The organism is Pontiella desulfatans, assembly GCF_900890425.1.
GTDB classification, from domain to species: Bacteria; Verrucomicrobiota; Kiritimatiellia; order Kiritimatiellales; family Pontiellaceae; genus Pontiella; species Pontiella desulfatans.
Window position 1 is genome coordinate 25,264 of the sequence record NZ_CAAHFG010000002.1, and the last position, 17,597, is coordinate 42,860.

Here is a 17,597-nt window from a genome sequence, read left to right on the forward strand (position 1 = left end):
TTGTTGGCCGCAAAAATTCACAAGAGAGGATAATGGAATGACAGGATCATTTTCTTGACCGCGAATGGACGCTAATGATTTCTACATCCGCACCGTAAAATCGTCCTGTTATCAATCGTCCTGTATAACCTCCATCCGCATGGAGTTGTGTACAGATTGTTCTGCAAAAAACAGGAACCCCACGTGTCCGATCTGGTGCGGGCTCAGCCTTTGGCGCCGGTGGTGGAGATGCCTTGGATGAAGACCTTCTGGGCGCGGAAGAACAGGATGACGATGGGGAGGGTGAAGAGGGTGGCCACCGCCATGAGCTGCGACCATTCCGTATCGTGGCTGCCCATGAATTGCTGGAGCCCGTAGGCCACCGTGTAGTGGTCTGGATTGTTGATGTAGAGCAGCGGCCCGAAAAAGTCGTTCCAGGTGGCGAGGAATTGGAACAGGGCACAGGTGGCGAGCGCGGGTTTGGCCAGCGGCAGCATGATGGTGGAAAAGATGCGGAGCTCGCTGGCCCCATCGATGGTGGCGGCTTCGGTGAGGTTGCGCGGAATGGTCTGGAAGAATTGGTGCAGCAGGAAAATGAAAAACGGATTGCCGAAAAAGGCGGGTACGATCAGGGGCAGCAGCGTGCCATACCAGCCCAGCGTCTTGAAGATCGTGAAGACGGGAATCATGGTGACGTGGCGGGGCAGGGCCATGGTGGCGACCACGAGAATGAAGAGCGCATTCTTGCCGGGGAATTGCAGCCGCGCGAAGCCATAGGCCACGAGCGCGCTGGAGAATACGGCGCCGATCACGTTGAGCGTGCCGAGCAAGAGCGAGTTGCGCAGGTAGAGTACGAATGGTCCGGTGTCGAGCGCGGCGCGGTAGTTCTGCCACTGCGGTTGCTCGGGCAGCATGTTCGAAAGGTTGAACGTGATGGCCGCCTCGTTTTCATCGGGGAAGATTTCGGTGTCTGCCTTGAGGGAGGTGGAGACCATCCAGAGGATGGGCATCAGGAAGGGGATGCACAACCCCGCCAGCACGACGTGGGTGATCGCCTTTTGCCGGCGGTTCATGGAGAGGGGCGACCTACTTTTCATGCCCGGTCTCCTTCCGCCGTTCCTGGATTTCGGCAATATTCTTTTCCAGCTCGATGAGCGCCTGTTTCGGGGTGAGGGTTCCGCGCATGGCGGATTCGTCCACCCGTTTCACCAGGTCGAAGAAAAGAAGCTGGAAGGGCACCGGCGGGGTGGGGTCGATGTTCGGGCTGTCGAGGATGTCGATGAAGGTTTGGAACTGGGGGTGTTCGCGGACATAGTCGTGGTAGCGTTCGGTTTCAGCGATTCGCGGGTTGGGCGGGAGCCAGCCGGAGCGGGTGTAGAATTCCGCCGCGCGGTCGGGGTTGTCCTGCCCCGTCCAGAATTTGATGAAGGCCCAGGCGCCTGCGGGATTCCTGGCCCCGGTCGGGATGATCATGAAGTTGGCGTGCACCCAGCCCGCCTTTTCCTTGCCGCCTGTCGCCGGCGGGGGGATGGGGGAGGTGGCATAGGCCAGGTCTGGCACAAATTTGCTCAGTTGCTGCACGCGCCATTGGCCGTCGAGCGTGATGGAACGCTTGCCGGCGGCAAAGGGCCAGTCCGCGCCGTGCCGGCCGGTGAGCGAAGACGCGAAGCGCTGCATCCGGTCGTAGCCAATCTTTTTTTGCTCCTCGACCAGATAGGTCAGTGCCCGCAGGTTTTCGGGGGTGTCGAGGGTCAGCTGGTTCCGCTCCCAGTCATAGAATCCTCCACCGAAAACCGGGGCGAACATGCGGAACCATTGCGGAATGAACCCCAGCCGGACCAGCCGGCCTTTTTCATCGAAGACGTGCAGCCGGTTGCCCCAGTCGATCAGCTCCTCCAGGGTGTCCGGCAAGGCTTCGCGCACCCGTTGGAACTCCGCTTCGGTGGTGATTTTCTCCGGGGTTCCGGCCGGGAGGAGGCCGGCCTTGTGGAGATGGTCGAGCCGGTAGTAGCAAGCCCGCACATCCAGCGCGAGCGGCATGCAGTAGGGGCGTCCTTCGTACATCGCGATTTTCTGGGCAATGGGATAGGTGCGGCTTTGGAAAAAGGCCAGCTCGTCGTCGTTCATGAGTTGATCGATGGGCTGGATCAGATCGCTGTCGGCAAACTGCGGGACCACCTGGTGCCACTGGGCCATGCAGTCCGGCGGTTCGCCTCCGACCACGGAGAGCAGGAACTTCGAATCGGCCGCGTTTTTCGGCAGGGAGAGGGGGATGACTTCGTAGACCTCCTGGCTCTCGTTGAAGCTGGTGCAGATATCGTCGACAATCACCTTCCACTGCGCCGTCCACATATGCCAGAAATAGACGGGCTCGCGCTCCGGATAGAGCCGCTTCTGCGGGTTCTCGAAAATCCAGCCCAGCAGGAACGCCAGCAGCCCGAACACCAGCACCACGTTGCTCACCCGTTTGAAGGTTCTGCGCCGCTCACCGTCCATAGTGCACCCATCGTTTGTGCGTTTTGAACAGGATACCGGTGATGGCCATGATGAGGACGAACAGGATCCAGGCCATGGCACTGGCATAGCCCATATCGAGATAGCGCCACGACCGTTTGAACAGGTAGAGCGCATAGAAACTCGTGCTATCCTCGGGCCCGCCCTGCGTCATGATGTAGGCCTGCGTGAAGTATTGGAAGGCGTTGATGACGCCCATCACCAGGTTGAAGAAAATCACCGGCGTGAGCATCGGCAGCGTAATGTGCACCGTGCGCTGCCAGGCGTTGGCGCCGTCCACCACGGCGGCTTCGTAGAGCTCGGCCGGAACATTCTTCAATCCGGCAAGGTAGATGATCATGCTGCCGCCGATCGACCAGAGCGACATGAGCACCAGCGAATAAAACGCCCAGGGTTCCGCCGTCAGCCAGGCCGGCCCCTCCACCCCGACCCGGCGCAGCAGGCTGTTCATCAGTCCGATCTGCGGATTGAGTACCCACGAGAACACCGCGCACGAAGCCACCGTCGGAACGATCGAGGGCAGATAGAACACCGTGCGGTAGAGCCGGATGCCCCGGATATCCAGGTTCAGTAGCAGGGCCAGCCCAACCCCCACCACAATGCCCAGCGGCACGGCGATCACGGCATATTTAAGCGTTACGACCAGCGATTTCCAGAAGAGCGGATCTTCCGTGAAAAGCCGCTTGTAGTTGGCCAGGCCAATCCATTCCGGCGCCGAGATGATGTTGTAGCGGGTGAAGGCGAGATAGATGCTTGCGACAAACGGCACCGCCACCAGCAGGGCGAATCCAACCAGCCAGGGGCTGATGAAAAGATAGCCTTTCCATGCCTCTCCTTTCATGCGGCGTCGCCTCCTCTTCGTATGCCATGCGCCATGGGAATCCCTGCCTTCAACATGATGCCGGAACCTACCCCGAAACGGGATCGTAAACAAGCAAACGAAACAATAACCCTCGGGGAATGGACTTTGGCCGGCGGCTTGCATACCATGCCCGGCATGAAAACAATATTGCTTGTATGTTTGATGGGGGCTTCCGTGGCAATGGCACAAAACGAAATCAAGTTGTGGGAGGGCAACATGCCCGGAAAAGGCGCAACGGAGGCCGAAGGCCTCAAGCCCGACCAGGGCGACGGCGTGATCCGCCTGACCCATGTCAGCGAGCCGACGCTGGCTTTGTATCCCGTAAACGGTGCGGCCGCGCCGGCGCCGTTCATCATCGTATGCCCCGGGGGCGGCTACAACATTCTGAGCATGGACAAGGAGGGAACCGAGATCGCCGAATGGCTCAACTCGATCGGCGTGTCCGCCGCCGTGCTGAAATACCGCTGCCCGAAAAACCGCGAAGGCGCCTTGCAGGACGCACGCCGCGCCGTGCGCATGGCCCGCGAAAAAGCGGGCGAGTGGAACCTCGATCCCGCGCGGGTCGGCATGCTCGGGTTTTCGGCCGGCGGGCATCTTACCGCCGCCTGCAGCAATTCGGAAGACCGGCCCGACTTTTCCGTGCTCGTCTATCCGGCCTACCTGTTCAAGAAGGGTTCCATCGAACTCAGCGAAGACATTCATGTGGATGCCGACACCCCGCCGGCTTTCGTGGTGCAAACCAAGGACGACAAGAACCATTATCGCAGCACGCTGGCCTACACCGCCGCGCTCGACGCCGCCGGCGTCGAGGTCGAGTGCCATCTCTTTGCCAAGGGGGGGCACGGCTACGGCATGCGGCCGTCGAACCACCCCGTTTCGCAATGGCCGAAGCTCTGCGAAACCTGGATGCGCGAGATGGGGTTCTTGAAGTAATTGGAGGGTCGGGTTCCACCCCGACCGATCCCTTTCGCGCGGCGGCCCGGGTGGAACCGGGCCCTCCACTTTAGTCCCAAAGCTTTGCGGGATATTCCCCCGCGTCGTGCATGGCCTTGAGGGCGGCAACGACCGTGGGGCGGTCTTCGGGGTAGGTGACGCCGAACCACTGGCTATCGCAGCTCAGCATTTTCACGCGGGTTTCCCCGCCGTCCATCATGTCGGTCACAATGTTCGGGATATACCATTCCGATTTCAGCTCCCCGCCTTTTTCCTTCAGGAAGGCGATGAACTTTTCCTCCAGCGTGTTGAGCATGGCCGGTGCGAATCCCCAGAAGTTCATCGACACAAGTTCGTCGCCGGTCATATCGACGGCCACCCCGTTTTCAATGAACCGGACCGAACCGGTTTGGGTGGTTTCGATGTGCGTGCGTTCCACCACTTCGGTCAGATAGCCATTCGCCGTTGCGCAAACGCCGCGCGAAACCGAGCCATGGGGCGAGAGCGTGTTTTTCAGGAGATAGCCCACCATGCAGCTTTCCCCGTCCGCCAGTTGCTGGAACCCTTCCGCAATGGTTCTGTAGGCCGCTGCGCCGTAGAAGTCGTCGGCGTTCTGGACGCAGAACGGTTCGTTCACCAAATCCTTGCAGGCCAGCACGGCCTGTCCGGTGCCCCAGGGCTTGGTGCGCCCTTCCGGAACGCTGAATCCTTCCGGAAGGTTTTCCAGCGCCTGGAAGGCATATTGAACCTCGATCCGATCGGCAAACTTGCTACCCACCTGTTCCTTGAACTCGGTTTCGAAGTCGGAGCGGATCACAAAGACCACTTTGCCGAATCCGGCCTGGATGGCATCGTGGATGGAATATTCCAGCAGGGTTTCGCCGTGGGGCCCGAGCGGATCCATCTGTTTCAGTCCGCCGTAGCGGCTGCCCATGCCGGCGGCCATGATTACGAGTGTTGGTTTCATCTGTTCCTCTGGGTTAAAAAAGTGAAAGCCAAGGCTAGCAGGGTCGCTGGCGGAAATGAACCGTGAATATGCGCAAACCTATCCTACGATTCACGTATGGGGCCGGGGTGGTTGATCTGTTGCGCTCCGGTGGCGTCCCCCGGCATTTCCAGGTGCTGGTGCTTTCCTTCGGGATTGGGTTGCCCGGGGCGGGCATTGCGGTCGGGTGTCGGGTTTTCCGGGAGGGTATCGCCCGTCAGTTCCGTCCACTGCGCCAGCAAGCCACGCGCCTTTTCCAGGGCGGGCTTGTTTTCGGGGTTGGATGCCACATTGGTCAACTGGTTGGGATCCTTTGCCAGGTGGTAGAGTTCCTCCTCCGGGCAGGGATTCCAGAATACGTTTTGCTGGGCGTCGGTCAGGGTGCCGGCCTTATGCGCCGCCCAAAGCTCTGCGCCGGCCCCACCTCCGGAGGCTTCCATGCAGAGATTTTGCTGGTTCGGGAAATTGTTCCGGATGTAAAGCCAGTCGCCGAAGCGCACCATGCGCTCGTGGTTCTTGAAGACATGCCAGTTGTGCTCGGCGAAAACCACGTCGCGAACGGTGGCGGAGGGATCGTTCAAAACGGGCGCAAAGCTGAGGCCCTGGATGCGCCCGTCCTTTGGCACGCCGGCCAGTTCAAACACCGTCGGGGCGATATCGATGGAGCTCACCAGGCTGTCCGTCGTGCCGGGCTTGACGGCGTTGGGATAGTGGACGACAAACGGCGGCTTGATGCCGGAGTCGTAGAGCCGCGTCTTGCAGCGCGGGAAGGGGCGCCCGTTGTCGGCGGTGACGATGATCACCGTGTTGTCGAGCACGCCTTGTTGTTCGAGTTCGTTCACCACTTCGCCGATAAAATGGTCGAAGCGGCTAACCTCGTGGTAGTAGCCGGTCAGATCCTCGCGGGTCTCGGGGCCGTCCACCAGATAGGGCGGCACGACGGTTTGGTCGGGGGTGTAGAGCGGTGCATCGGTGTTGAGCGCCCAGTCGCGGTGCGCATCGGTGGAGGCAAACCAGCAAAAGAACGGCTTGTCCTTCGGGCGCTCCTGCAGCAGCTGCACCCAGTCCTCCTCCTTGCCCGGACCCTTGCCCTTGGAGACGAGATCGAAGCCGGTGTCGGCCCATTTGCCCATGTGGTGCTTGCCGGAAAGCAGGGTGTGGTAGCCCGCTTCCTTCAGGAGTTTGGGGAACAGGACGGTTCCCTCCGGGAGCGCGGTGTGCAGCTCGGGGGCGCCGGTGTTGTGCGGATAGCGGCCGGACACCATGCTGCAGCGGCTCGGGCTGCAGCTACTGATCGTCAGGTAGGCGTTGTCGAACCGAAGCCCGTTGCCGGCCAGCCGGTCGATGTTCGGCGTCTGGATGGTGGGATGCCCATAGCAACCGATGTCCTCCTGCGAAACATCGTCCGCCAGAAAGAAGACAAAGTTGGGGGCGGTCGCCGTTGCCGCAACGGTTGCCATGCAGCTGGCGAGGACGAGTATCGAGCGCAGTGGTTTCATGGGGGCCTTTAGTTCCTTACATCCAAACTTCTTACCATCTTGCGTGTCATAATGAATGACCCTTTACTGTTTGCTTCCAGTCAATAGCATAGATTTTCAAGCAACGAATGCTTCGAATGTTCGGATTCGTTGCTTTTCATACATTCGTTGCCACTATTCCCTGCTGCGGAGCCGCGTTAGTCGTTGGGGTCGACGATGTTTTTCCAGTCGGGATTTGTTGGACGAACCTTTGCGGCTTTGCCGCCTTGAACGGGCGGTGCGGGCGGCGCGGTTTCGAGCACTTCCCCAAGTTGACGGCGGGCGGTTTCGCCACGCTCACCGGCTTGGCCGACGGCGAGGTTGTTCCGCTGTTCAAGATCCTCGGGTACGTTGTAGAAGCCTCCGTCGCGGTAGAGCTTGAACTGCTGGTCGCGCACAAACTGCTGCCCCTTGAAGCTGCCCCAGTAGGGTTGGTAGTGGCAGAGTGTCCAGTCGCGCGGATTTCCCTTTTCGCCCTTGAGTTGCGGCAGGAAGCTGCGGCCGTCGATCGGGTCGTCCGCGCCGAGCCCGACTCCGGCCGCGTCGGCGATGGTGGTGTAGAAATCGGTAAAGTCGATCAGGTCGTCGAGCACCGCACCCTTGGGCGTGTGGCCCTTCCAGTAGGCGACGAACGGGACATGCGTGCCCATGTCGGTGGTGCCGCCTTTTCCGCCCTGGATCTTGCGGCCATCCCAGCGCGAGGTAATGCCTTTGTTCGTGCCGTTGTCGGCGGTGAACATGATGATGGTGTTCTCGAGCTGCCCAACCTCTTCCACCTTCGCCACAATCTTGCCGACGAGCTTGTCCAAGTAGTTGACCATGGCAACGAAGTTTTGTTTGGCGGCCCCCTTGGTGCTTTTGTTGGCGTCGTGCGTCCGGGGGGTGTCGCCGATGGTGTCGGGCGTGGGTACGAACGGATCGTGAACCAGCACGGTGGGATAGTAGACGAAAAACGGAACATCCTGGTTGCGCTCGATAAAGTCGCAAACGAAGTCCGACATCATGTCGGGGCCATATTTCCCGGCATTGTCCTCCTTCGTCAGGAACTTGCCGTTGTGCTCCAGCGGCGGACACCAGAAGCGTTCGCCGCCGCGCCCCTTGGCGCCTTTGCCCTCGGTGAGCTGCCAAAGGCAATATTCATTGAACCCCGCCTTGAAGGGGCGGGTGTTGTCCATGCAGTCTTCGGCCTGGTGGTACAACCCGTTGAGCTGCCACTTGCCGGCCACCGCGGTCTTGTAGCCCGCGGCCTGCATCATATGGCCGAAAGTTTTATCGTTCGGGTTGAGGTAGCCGAAATGGGTGTAGTTGCGGAAGTTGTACTGCCCCGTCATGATCTTCACGCGCGATGGCGTGCAGATCGGTGCCGAATAGGCGTGCTTGAACCGGATGCCCTTGGCCGCGAGCGCATCGATGTTCGGCGTTTGATAATCCTCCGCGCCATAGCAACCGAAACACTCCCAACTCACGTCGTCGGCCATGATCAGAATCACGTTGGGCTTGTCGGCAGCAAAGGCCGCGGTCGTGAGTAAAAGCGAGATGAGTAGGGATTTCATGCCGTCTCCTTCTTCAGCTGTGCTGTTGCGTTCCGATGCTCGAGCACCGTTATTTTGATTTTGCCGGTTTAAGCGGCGTGTGCGCTTCGTCCATCAAGCGCGCCATCCGTTCGACGATCTCCGGATGCTGGGCGGCCACATTGTTTTCTTCGCCGAGGTCGGTCTCCAGGTTGTAGAGCTCGATGGGCAGCATTTGCTTGCCCTGGTTTTTCACCGAGAGCTGAACCGCCTTCCAGTTGCCCTGGCGCAGGGCGCGGGCGGAGTATGGGCCGGACTTGCCGCGGATGAACTCGAAGTAGAGGTGGTCGTGTTCCGGTTGCTTCCCGCCCTGCAGGAGCGGGGCAATGGATTTACCGTCGGCCTGGCCGGGAACCGGCTGGCCGGTCAGCTCCGCCATGGTTGGCAGGATGTCCTGGAAGGCGCTGAGGTGGTCGCTGGTCGAGCCGGCCTTGACCGTGCCCGGCCAGCGCACGAGGAACGGGGTGCGGATGCCGCCTTCGTAGAGATCGCGCTTGATGCCGCGCAAGGGGCCGTTGGAATCCCAGAATTCCGGATTGTGCCCGCCTTCGTGGTGGCAGCCGTTGTCGCTGGCGAACAGGACGATGGTGTTGTTGTCGATGCCCAGCTCCTTGAGCATGTCGAGCAATGTGCCGACCTGGTTGTCGAGGTTTTCCATCATCGCCGCGAAACCGGCGATGGGGTTGGTGACCGGCGGGCACGGGTCGTCTTTTCCGGCGCCGTATTTGCCGATCTTCGAATCGAACTGCGGATAGACCTTGCGCCATTTTTCGTGCAGCTCCGGCGGCGCGTGCATGGCGGCGTGCGGCACGGCGGTGGGGATGTAGGCGAAGAAGGGCTTGCCCGCCTTGGCGTTGGTCGAGATGAAGTCGAACGCGTCCTGCATGATCAGGTCGTGCACGAAGGTCTTGCCGTCGAGCGGTTCGGCCTTGCCGTTGCGGACGATGAAGTTGGGATAGTAGGTGTGGGCGATCATCTGGCTTTTCCAGCCGCTGTAACGATCGAACCCGTGGGTCATCGGGTTCGGGTTGCCTTCGAGATCGGTATGGCCGAGCCCCCATTTGCCGAAGGCACCGGTGGCATAGCCCGCATTCTTGAAGAGGCGGGGCAGGGTGGTCATGCCGGGATCGAGCGCAAACGCGTTTTCGTCGCCGTTGCCGCGGCAGTGCACATGCCCCGGATGCTGGCCGGTCATCAGCACCGCGCGCGACGGCGAGCAGACGGTGTTGCCCGAATAGTGGTCGGTAAAGCGCATGCCCTCGGTGCCGATGCGGTCGATGTTCGGCGTCTTCAGCTTTTCCTGGCCATAGATGCCCAAATCCCCCATGCCGAGGTCGTCGGCCAGGATGTAGATTACGTTGGGTTTCGCGCTGGCCGAGCCTACGAGGGCAGCGCATAGAAGTAGTAGCAGTTTGGTTTTCATGGTTCCCCTGGAATTGAATGGTTCCTACAAATGACGTGCCCGGCGCAACGTATTAGACAACCGGATCGACTTGGTCCGGCGCAAAGAAAGCGGGGCCTCGGCCCCGGATTATAATGCGAGCTCGACCACCTTGGTCTCATTCAGCTGGTTGGCTTCCATTCCCTTGAACGCTTTTCCATCCACCTCGACCGTGTAGGTGCCCTTCTTGAACACCTTGGGTTGGAAGGTGTCGCCTTGGATGCGCAGGCAGTAGATCCACTCGCCGGTCGCTTCGTCGATCAGCTTGATGACGGGATTGCGCGTGCCTTTGATCTTGAGCGTCGGCAGGTGGGCGGCGGCCTTGCGGCCATAGTTGTCGGTTTGGTCGATCGTGATGGGCCATCCGGGGTAGGGCTTGTCCTTTTTGATGTCGACGTTGCGCGGCCAGCATTCCATCGTAATCCTGCGCGTCTTTTTGTTGAGGCGCACGATGCCGAAACCGGCGGCGCGGGTGGTCAGCTTGTCGCCGCCGTTGGGTGCCTTGTCCGGATTCGCGACCGCCAGGCAAGTGACGGGATTGCCGAAGGTGTCGAGGTGGTTCCCCAGGATCGGGTCTTGCCCGGGCTTCCAGCCGCCTTTGGGTTCCATCGGTTCCCACCAGCGCAGATAGAGGTTGGCGATGGACGGGACGCAGAAGGAATAGTTGGCATCGCCGAACGTTTCCACGCCGTGGTGGAACACGGTGGCGAGATGCTGGTCGCCGGCATAGTGGAACGCATGGGCCTTGCGCAGGGCATCGACCGCCTTGTTGCGGCCGGTTTGCGGCCAGCCGTTGGAGTCGAGGTCGCCGAAGAGCCGTCCGCCGACCTTGCCGTGGATGTGCGCGCCGCCGCAGAAGATGGTTTGGGAGAGGGCCACCTTGAAGTCGGCGTCCGTCCAGTCCTGCCCCCAGGCATCCAGAAATTCAAGCTGACGGTCGCCGAGCAATTTCAGGCCGGGTTTGTCGATCGACGTCACATCGAATTCGGCGTTGGGAACATGGTCGGCGCGGCCTTTTTCGACGACGCGCACTTCGTTGGGTCCGCTCTTGAATTTGCGGTCTTCGAGGATGGCGAAGCTGACACGGCCCCAGTTCAACTCGGTGTAGTAGACGCCGATGCCCTGCTCGATGGGCGTGGGATCATACGGGTCGGGCAGGTTGGCGGTCTGGGCCCATTCAACTTCCTTCACGTAGCTGGCCGGCATATGGTAGCCGCCATCCACGGCGCCGGGCGCGGTGGATACCTTCCCGTTTTGCCCCCACATGTTGGGTTGGCCGACATCGTGGTCGTCGGGGATCGAGACGGTTGGGCGGTCTTTGAGGATGTCCGCGAAATCGGTGCAGAACTTGATCCAGAATTCATAATGCCGGGTGTGGTTGTAGACCTGGTCTCCGGAAAAGAAGAGCAGGTCGGCGTCGGCGGCCTTCACGTTGTCGACGAGGTCCTGCCGGGAAATGTCGCCGCCATGCCCGGCCTTGACCGAGTTGCCCGTGAAACCCGCCACCACGATCTCTTCCTGGTCGATCGGGTTTTTGCGGATAAGGCCTTCGAAGATGGCGTTCTTGCCGTGGCGCACGCGGTAGGCGGCATCCTTGGAATCGTCCCAGTCCTCGATGCGGAAGAGTGCCGTCCAGCTCAGGTCGCCGCGTTGGTTGCCATACGGGTTTTCACGAATCTTGACGCGCGAGACTTCCTTCCATCCGGCGTCCGTTTGCAGCTCCAGCCGGACGTCGCGCGCTTCCTCGGGTTTGAGCGGGAAGAGTTGCGCATTGAGCTTCAGCGCGTTGTCGTGAACCGTGTAGAGCGCGGCGGCAATCACTTGGTCGCGCGGAACATCGAGTTCGACATAGGGATCGGCGTTCCCGTTTTTCGCGGCGTGGCTTAATGCCGCGGTAAGCAGGACGGTCAGGATCAGTCGGTTCATCTTCTCTCCATTCTGTTGATGTTGGAATGCTTGCGGTGCTGGCCCTAGAATTCCATTGCGGCATTGGGCGGAAGCGGGACGTTGTTGGCCTTGCGCCAAGCGACGAGTTCGGCGAGCAGCTGCTGGGCGGTTTCTGGATTTTTTTGGGCCAGGTTGTTCGCTTCCTTCGGATCCTTCTTGAGGTCATACAGCTCCAGGTCGCCGGAGGCGAGGAACTGGATCAGCTTCATGTCGTTCTTGCGGATGATCGAGCAGGTGGGGTTGCGGTATTCGCTGGCAAGGTGCCAGAAGAGCGGGCGCTCCTTCAACGGTTTGGGTTCGCCCTTGAAGAGGCCTGCAACCGAATCGCCATCAAGGACGCCGTTGTATTCAATGCCCGCGAGTTCCATGAAGGTCGGGAAGAGGTCGAGACCGGAAACGGCGGTCTGGGTGCGGCGGGCATCGATCCTGCCCGGCCAGTTCAGGAAGGTTGGAACGCGGATGCCGCCTTCGTAGACAAAGCCTTTCTTTCCGCGCAGCCGGTGGTTGAGGCCAATGTTCTGCCCGTTGTCGGACGTGAAGACGATCAGCGTGTTTTCGCGCAGGCCGCTTTGGTCGAGGAATTCGGTGATGCGCCCAATGTTGTCGTCGAGCGATTCGATCATGGTGGCGTATTGCGCGGTGGTCAGCTTTTGCTTTGGGTTCTCCGTTCCCTGTCCGGAGATCGGGTCGCCGGGTTTGTTCATGTATTTTTCGGTGAGCGCCTTGCTGCGCTCAACGATGGGGCGGTGGACGGTGTAGTAGTGGAGGTTGATGAAGAAGGGGCCATCCTTGTGTTCGTCCATGAAGTGGATGGCTTCGGTGGTGAGGTGGTCGGTGAGCCATTTATCCTTCGGGTTTTTCTCGGGCATGAACGGGTTGTTGAACGGGGCCCAATAGCCGCCGGTCTTGCTTTTGTAGCCACCGATTTCCAGTGCCGGGTCGCCGCGGTAGGTGCCGCCGACATTCTTCAAGTAGCCGCGGCCCTCGGGATAATACTTCACATAGTCCGTCTTATGTTTTTCCGCCCAGCTGTAGTCCCACGGGTTGGGTTGCTTGAGCTTGGCCTTGATGGGCCATTGGGCGCCGAGTTCGAATTCGGGATAGGGGCCAACGAGGTGCCACTTGCCCAGGTGGATCGATTTGTAGCCGGCTTCGGCGAGCGGTTGGCTATACATGGTGTGCTCCTCGCCCACCGTCCAGCGCGAGAAAAGATTGTTCCGGTCGTTGCCCTTTTCCAGCACGGGCACGGTGTAGACGCCGGTGCGGAACGACTGCTTGCCGGTGGCGATCGCCGTGCGTGATGGCGAGCAGGTCGGATACATGTAGGCGTTTTCGATTACCAGCCCGTTGTTGGCCAGCTGGTCGATGTTGGGTGTTTCATAATACACCGAGCCATTGAAGCCCACGTCGCCATGCCCCAGGTCATCGACCAGGATAAAAACAATATTGGGTTTTGGGGCCGCAACAGCCGACCACGCACAGCACAGACCGACCAGAAATAGTTTTTTCATCATCACCTCAAAATATTTCCTGCTATTTACAAAACAGATCCTCATGGCGAAACGGAGTGAACCACGAAATACACTAAATACACTAAATACACGAAACGAAAGGAAGATGTTTCCGTGTATTTAGTTCCTTACATCCAAACTTCCTACCATCTTGCGTGTCATAATGAATGACCCTTTACCTGTTTGCTTCCAGTCAATGGCACAGATTTTCAAGCAACGAATTCATGAAAAGCAACGAATGCTTCGGATGTTCGGATTCGTTGTTTTTCATACATTCGTTGCCACCTATTCCCTGCTGCGGAGCCGCGTTAGTGTATTTCGTGGTTGGTTGTTCAGGATGCGTAGGCGCGCACTTCGAAGATTTTCGCGGTCGGCTTGCCCCAGGTTTCGGTGATGTTGAGGCGGATGGCGGTGGCCTTGACCGATGGAAACGCGGTCTTGATCCGGCGGACGAGGTTGTTCTCGACCGTGGCCACGGTTATCCAGTCGCCGTTCACCTGCGCATCGATCGTCATGGTCTTGATGAGCTCGGGTGGCACGGTCGTATGCTGCCCGGAATTCTTGGCCGGATTCTTGTGCATGGCGATCTTCTTGTGCAGCTCGGTATCGGCCTTGAGTTCAACCGTGGAAAGTTCGACCGGCGTTTCCCAGACCACCTGAACCTCGGCCGGCAGGCCGGTCGATTCCCAATGGTGCAGCTCACCGTAGATGTCGCGCCCGATGCCGTCGGCCAGCAACTTGGCATCGCCGCTCTTGGCCGGGGAGGCAAAGAGCTTCCCGCCGTTGCGCACAAGGTCGGTCGGGTCGTTGGCCGGGCGGTTCGGGATGAACGTGTCGTCGCGGATGAGTTGTTCCTGGAGTTCGTTGATGTGCTTTTGCCCCAGCTCGCGCGGCATGATGCCCTTGCGCACGCACAGGGCGGCGGCCGTGCCGGTGGCCTGGCCCATCATGGCGCAGGTGCTGATGATGCGCGTGGACGAGAGGGCGATATGCGTGAGGCTGGCGTTGCGGCCGGAAAGCTGCAGGTTGGGAATGTTTTTGGAGTAGAGGCTACGGTAGGGAATCTCGTAGAGCTTCTCGAAGCCCTTGTGGAAATAGCTCGCCGGTTCGTCGAGGTTTTCGATGCCGCCAGGGTTGTGCTCATCCAGCGACCAGCCGCCATAGGCCACCGCATCTTCGAAGTGTGTGTATCCGAGCAGGTCGTTCTGGGTCAGGATGTGGTCGCCCATGAAGCGGCGCGACTCGCGGCGGCCCGGGATGGAACCCACCCAATCGAGCGCCAGGTTTTCGGCTTCGGGATAGTCGCCTGAATTCTTGACGTAGTCCCAGACGCCGTAGAAGTAGGCCATCAGCTTGTGGCGAATGTTTTCGCGGTCGGCGATGATGTCGAAATCGTTGCCGACCTCGATCCACCAGAATCCTTCCTTCACCTGTTTGATCTTGCGGTGTTTGTCTTGGAAGGCCTTTTCGTGGTCGAACGGCATGGCGTATTCCGGCGGGAAGAACGGGACGGGTTTGCCCACATCCTTGGTGATCATCATGATGCAGTCGCCCATCGTCCAACCGTCGGGCAGGTCGGGGGCATACGATTCGTTGAACTCGGCCTTGCCTTCGCGGCCGGTGCGGTATTCCGCCCCCGCGGTGGCGGCCAGCAGGCCGTCGCCCGAGCAGTCGATGAACTGCTGGGCATGGAGGGTGTATTCCGTTTCGTTGGTGTAGCCCCAGCAGACGGCGGATTTGATTTTGTTGCCCTCCATGATGGCCTCGGTCGCCTGCGTGTTGAGCATCAGCGTCAGGTTCGGTTCGCGGTTCACGTAGGCGTAGAGCACATGGTCCCAGACGGGGTAGGATTCCTGCGGGTTGTAGTGCCAGTTTTCGATCATGATTTCCTCGATGATCCCGGTCTCCCGCTCAACCGTGGGTTTTTTCTTGTCGCGCAAACCATGAACGCCGTTGACCGTCACGCGCATTTCGGAGGAGGCGTTTCCGCCGAGCACCGGGCGGTCCTGCACCAGCACCGTCTTGGCGCCGTTGCGCGCGGCGGCCACCGCGGCCGCGATGCCCGACATCCCCGCGCCGATCACGGCGACCTCGCAGTGGACGGTCTTCCTGCGGTTCGGCAACCCGGTCCGGCCGGTGCCCACCTGCATCCATTGGTCGGCGGTGCGCTCCCCCTTGGCATTGACCGGCGCGGCGGCCTCGCCGTTCATGGCCACGAACCCCACGGCTCCCACGGTGCCGGCCGATGTCTTGAAAAAGCTTCTACGTTTCATATCGATGTTCACTCCCGCCTAGGATCAATGGACAAAAAAGGTAATCGTTCACCCCCGGTTCCAATAGGCCTATTTCCGCAAAAAACATGCGCGAAAACGCCTTTTTGGCGAAAATGGCCAGCCTCGTTTTGCCGCCTAGTACCCAGTCATTAAATAGTTGTCCTGTCTGGCAGGATCCCAACTCGTATTTTTTTGACCGCGAAGACACCCGTCATTTAATCCCTGTCGGAGTACTAGTTCCCGATGGCAATTTTGCCGAGGCGTGCTAGGATGCTTGCTGTTGCCCGCGCGCCGTGGGCTGGATCAACCGGAGGATGTACGTTGTGAGAACAAAAGCGATTGGCCTGATGGCCCTGTTTCCCCTGCTTTGTTTGGGCAAGGCGGATTTCTACCGCGTGGCCTGGCGCTCGGATCCGGCCACGACGGCGGTAATCTGCTGGAACCAGGTTTCCGGTGAAAACCCGGAGGTCTGTTTCGATACGGTGGACCACGACCGGAAGGCCATTGCCTACCGGCATCGCCAGGCGCCAAGCCGCACCCTTGAATACCGGGGGATGAACAATCATTTCGTGCGGCTGGAAAACCTGAAGCCCGACACCGCCTATTATTTCGTGGTCTGCGATTCCGAAGGGGTGGGGCGGCGCCTTTGGTTCAAGACCGCGCCGGACAAGCCGCAACCGTTCACGTTTGTTGCGGGCGGCGATTCGCGCACCAACCGCGATCCGCGGCGCGAGGGCAACAAGCTGGTGGCGAAACTGCGCCCGTTGTTTGTTTTGTTCGGTGGCGACTATTCCGGTTCCGGAACCGCCCCGCAATGGGCCGAATGGTTCGAGGATTGGCAGTTGACGATTGGCGAAGACGGGCGGATCCCTCCCATCATCGCCACCCACGGCAACCACGAGAATGCCGACATGCAGATGATGGAGCATCTGTTCGATACGCCCCATCCGGACCAATACTACTCCCTGGGCATCGGCGGCGACATGATGCGCATCTGGGTGCTCAACTCCGAGCTGGAATACAAGGATGCCGACAAGGTGCCGGAGCAGAATGAATGGATCCGCTCCGACCTTCCGAAGCATCCGGGCGTCCAATGGAAACTCGCCACCTACCATCGCCCCATGCGCCCGCACACCGCGCACAAAAGCGAGGGGCTGAACCGCATCGACTGGTGGGCCCGGCTGTTCCACGCGCAGGGCGTCGACCTGGTTGTCGAGTCCGACACCCACATGACCAAGCGCAGCTATCCGGTGCGCCCCTCCGAAGGCGAGGGGAGCTACGAGGGCTTCATCCGCGACGACCAAAACGGATTCGTCTTCATTGGCGAGGGCAGCTGGGGGGCGCCGAAGCGGCCGCCCAACGACGATAAGCCGTGGACGATGGCCAGCGAGTCCTTCTACCAATTCAAATGGATCCAGGCTTTCCCCCACGAGCTGCTGATCCGGACGGTGAAGTTCGAGAACGTCGATGCCGTCGAGCCGCTCACGGAAGGCAACCTGTTCGACGAGCCGGAAAGCATGGTGTTCTGGGAACCGGAAAGCGGCAAGGTGCTGCGGCTCCCGTTCGATGCCAGTCATCCGTCCTACTCAACGCCGATTGAACCGCGCACCATTCTGGCGAACGGTTCGGAATGGGAATGGAGCCTGGACGGAACCGGCTGGAGCACCGGCGTTGCGCCGCTCGGCTATGGCGACGAAAAGGTGAACCCCATCGATCTTCCCGATGGCGAAAAACCCATCTCCGTGCGGTTCCGGAAAACGTTCGGCGTGGCGGACCCGGCGGAGGTCTCCCGGTTGTTTTTCGATGTGAAAGTCGATGATGGCTGCCTCATCAAACTCAATGGCCAGGAAGTGGTCCGGTATAATTTGCCGGACGGGGAAACCACGCCGCAAACGCGGGCTTCGATGAAGATGGTGGGCTGGAAATTCAAAAGTGGAATTCCCTTTCCCGTCGATCCGAAACATCTCAAACCCGGCGCGAACGAAATTGAAGTGCGGGTGCACCAGCAATCCCCAACCAGCTCCGACCTCATGTTCGACATGGCGGTGCGTATCAAGGAGTAGA

The 17,597-nt window shown here is 60.0% G+C and carries 12 protein-coding genes; 2 read left to right on the forward strand and 10 right to left on the reverse strand.

Going from position 1 to position 17,597, the window contains the following annotated elements:
* Positions 1-203: 203 nt before the first annotated feature.
* From E9954_RS15835 to E9954_RS15845, 3 genes are read right to left on the reverse strand one after another with little or no spacing between them, the layout of a single operon-like run.
* Entirely contained in the window at positions 204-1,076 is an 873-nt protein-coding gene (locus E9954_RS15835; RefSeq protein ID WP_136080283.1) for a carbohydrate ABC transporter permease, read from the reverse strand.
* The gene (locus tag E9954_RS15840) at positions 1,066-2,475 is read right to left on the reverse strand and encodes an extracellular solute-binding protein (RefSeq protein ID WP_168442320.1); all 1,410 of its coding nucleotides are present in this window, start codon (positions 2,473-2,475) and stop codon (positions 1,066-1,068) included. The genes E9954_RS15835 and E9954_RS15840 overlap by 11 nt, the downstream gene beginning before the upstream one ends.
* On the reverse strand, positions 2,465-3,334 hold the full coding sequence (locus E9954_RS15845) for a carbohydrate ABC transporter permease (protein WP_136080285.1): 870 nt from the start codon (positions 3,332-3,334) through the stop codon (positions 2,465-2,467). Before E9954_RS15845 ends, E9954_RS15840 begins: the two co-directional genes overlap by 11 nt.
* Before the next feature lie 201 nt (positions 3,335-3,535).
* Here E9954_RS15845 and E9954_RS15850 point away from each other — a divergent pair, with 201 nt between their 5' ends.
* On the forward strand, positions 3,536-4,288 hold the full coding sequence (locus E9954_RS15850; protein WP_246046733.1) for an alpha/beta hydrolase: 753 nt from the start codon (positions 3,536-3,538) through the stop codon (positions 4,286-4,288).
* Between the two features lie 70 nt (positions 4,289-4,358).
* Here the strand turns inward: E9954_RS15850 and E9954_RS15855 are convergent, their stop codons facing one another.
* The 7 genes from E9954_RS15855 to E9954_RS15885 all read right to left on the reverse strand — a co-directional run bounded on the left by E9954_RS15855 (position 4,359) and on the right by E9954_RS15885 (position 15,533).
* Positions 4,359-5,255 (reverse strand): nucleotidyltransferase family protein, encoded by an 897-nt coding sequence (locus tag E9954_RS15855; RefSeq protein ID WP_136080287.1) that lies wholly within the window; start codon positions 5,253-5,255, stop codon positions 4,359-4,361.
* An 83-nt stretch (positions 5,256-5,338) separates the two neighbouring features.
* On the reverse strand, positions 5,339-6,772 hold the full coding sequence (locus E9954_RS15860) for a sulfatase family protein (protein WP_136080288.1): 1,434 nt from the start codon (positions 6,770-6,772) through the stop codon (positions 5,339-5,341).
* Positions 6,773-6,948: 176 nt separating this feature from the next.
* Positions 6,949-8,343, reverse strand: a complete 1,395-nt coding sequence (locus E9954_RS15865) for a sulfatase-like hydrolase/transferase (RefSeq protein WP_136080289.1) — start codon at positions 8,341-8,343, stop codon at positions 6,949-6,951.
* Between the two features lie 49 nt (positions 8,344-8,392).
* A complete protein-coding gene (locus E9954_RS15870) occupies positions 8,393-9,784 on the reverse strand; it encodes an arylsulfatase (protein WP_136080290.1) in 1,392 nt (463 codons plus the stop codon).
* 108 nt (positions 9,785-9,892) lie between these two features.
* Positions 9,893-11,728 carry a hypothetical protein gene (locus E9954_RS15875; protein WP_136080291.1) on the reverse strand — a complete coding sequence of 612 codons (1,836 nt, stop codon included), beginning with the start codon at positions 11,726-11,728 and terminating at the stop codon, positions 9,893-9,895.
* A 44-nt stretch (positions 11,729-11,772) separates the two neighbouring features.
* Positions 11,773-13,263: a sulfatase gene (locus E9954_RS15880; RefSeq protein WP_222847206.1), complete on the reverse strand. Its 1,491-nt coding sequence runs from the start codon at positions 13,261-13,263 to the stop codon at positions 11,773-11,775.
* A 329-nt stretch (positions 13,264-13,592) separates the two neighbouring features.
* On the reverse strand, positions 13,593-15,533 hold the full coding sequence (locus E9954_RS15885) for an FAD-dependent oxidoreductase (RefSeq protein ID WP_136080292.1): 1,941 nt from the start codon (positions 15,531-15,533) through the stop codon (positions 13,593-13,595).
* A 323-nt stretch (positions 15,534-15,856) separates the two neighbouring features.
* Here E9954_RS15885 and E9954_RS15890 point away from each other — a divergent pair, with 323 nt between their 5' ends.
* Positions 15,857-17,596 carry a purple acid phosphatase family protein gene (locus E9954_RS15890; protein WP_168442321.1) on the forward strand — a complete coding sequence of 580 codons (1,740 nt, stop codon included), beginning with the start codon at positions 15,857-15,859 and terminating at the stop codon, positions 17,594-17,596.
* The last annotated feature ends 1 nt before the right edge of the window (position 17,597 follow it).